Consider the following 1,767-nt stretch of genomic DNA (forward strand, 5'->3'; position numbering starts at 1 on the left):
CCATGGTGAGTGGCTCCTCTCAAGGTTCAGCAAAACCTATTTTGGCACATTCGATGCCGTCGGAGGGCGCCATCCACTACATCACGTTAAGCGGCTTGCAGCGGTTTTTGATTGCACATAGATTTTGGCGATGCGGACGTCCGGTATCAGCTTCAAGCGTCATCGTTTTCCGCCACAGATTGTTTCACATGCGATCTGGCTTTACCTGCGGTTCAATCTGAGACTGCGTGAAGTCGAAGAAATGCTGCTTGAGCGTGGTATCGACGTTTCCTATGAGACCGTCCGTCGCTGGATCGCCAAATTCGGGCCGAAGATCGCCGGCAAGCTGAGACGCCGCCAGCCCCGCCCCGGCGATGTTTGGCACCTGGACGAAGTCGTCGTGAAATGCGCTGGAGAAAAGTTCTGGCTCTGGCGTGCGGTCGATCAGCATGGTTTCGCTCTCGAAGAAATCCTGCAGAAGCGCCGTGACAAAAGGGCGGCCAGGCGTCTTCTGGTCGCGCTTATGAAACGCTATGGCTTTGTTCCCAAACGGATCATCACCGACAAGCTCCGCTCCTATGGCGCAGCAAAAGCGGATGTGGCACCAGGCCTTGACCACTGGTCCCACAAGGGCCTCAACAATCGAGCTGAGAATAGCCACCTGCCGTTTCGAAAACGGGAACGAACCATGCAGGGACATCGATCGCCAGGAGCCTTGCAACGGTTCGTGTCCATGCATTCAGCGACCCGCAATTGCTTTTCAGTTCCGTCCCGCCGCCGCATCTCGAACCGATACACGGGCAGTGCGCTAACGCGCGATTGCAACGAACAAATGAGCCTCTTGAGGCATCACAAGTGTTTCGCCCTGTCGGAACACCTCGGCCCCCTTCAGGATTTCTGATGCAATCAATTCGACAGAATCTTGCCCGGATGCCCGCAACGCTGCCTCGTTTGGAGTGGCAAGTATCTCTGCGACCATCGTTTCTTGATCCGCAGGCATACGGCGCGCAACAGGAAGCCCTTTGGGAACCTGGCAGTCAAATCCTGCCTCAGAGATAAGGTTTCCAATCTCTTCAGCATCGTTCCAAATGAATGGTCGGATGGCGGTGGTTGCAGCCGTCTCATCGAGATACGTTCTGTAGACATCTGCAACCACCTCGAAAAACGGTGGGACCGCACGCCAACACGAAATCACAAGCATGGCGCCAACACCCAAAACCCGTCTGGTCTCTCTAAGTGCGGCCGGCTTGTCCGGAAAGAACTGCAAGCCGTGCTGACAAAACGCCAGATCGAAGTCACCGTCACAAAAGGGCATCGATTGCACTGGAGCTGCAACCCACTCAAAGCTATGAATACCGTCGTTCGTATTCGCTCGTGCGACGTCTATCATGGCATGGTTCAAGTCACAGCCAACGATGCGGCACGGTTCCGTCAATCGGGCCGCAACTGCCCGCGCCATTGCACCCGTGCCACAGGCGACATCGAGGATTGTCTTGCATGTCGGAAGCTCAATCGCGTTAAGGGTTGCCTCGGCCATCGGTCCGAAGATTGCGGGAACCCGCTGGTTTTCGTAGGTCTGAGCGGCATTCTCTGACAAATCAAAAGCGTTCGGTGCAGACATATTGCGCTCCAATTCATTGGCCGGGCTTGTTCAAAGCTTGGGCACTTCGGAATAAGGAGTCAATAAAACCCGAACTGGCATTGCCAACTTAATTTGGTCAGCCCGATTGTGTTCCCTTTTTTGCGGATTTCAGGCGTTCATCTCGCCGGCGTAGTCCTGCCATAGTC

Annotated in this window: 2 protein-coding genes; one reads left to right on the top strand and one right to left on the bottom strand. The window is 55.1% G+C overall.

Features of this window, described 5'->3' with window-relative positions; genetic code table 11:
- Positions 1–130: 130 nt before the first annotated feature.
- A complete protein-coding gene (locus FJU08_RS22565; RefSeq protein ID WP_235890959.1) occupies positions 131–880 on the top strand; it encodes an IS6 family transposase in 750 nt (249 codons plus the stop codon).
- On the opposite strand, the gene FJU08_RS22570 is transcribed toward FJU08_RS22565, so the two are convergent.
- On the bottom strand, positions 788–1,600 hold the full coding sequence (locus tag FJU08_RS22570; RefSeq protein ID WP_141151291.1) for a class I SAM-dependent methyltransferase: 813 nt from the start codon (positions 1,598–1,600) through the stop codon (positions 788–790). The two genes, FJU08_RS22565 and FJU08_RS22570, sit on opposite strands and share 93 nt — an antisense overlap.
- Positions 1,601–1,767: the final 167 nt, after the last annotated feature.

This window comes from Martelella alba (genome assembly GCF_006516955.1).
In the GTDB taxonomy this organism is placed as follows: domain Bacteria; phylum Pseudomonadota; class Alphaproteobacteria; order Rhizobiales; family Rhizobiaceae; genus Martelella; species Martelella alba.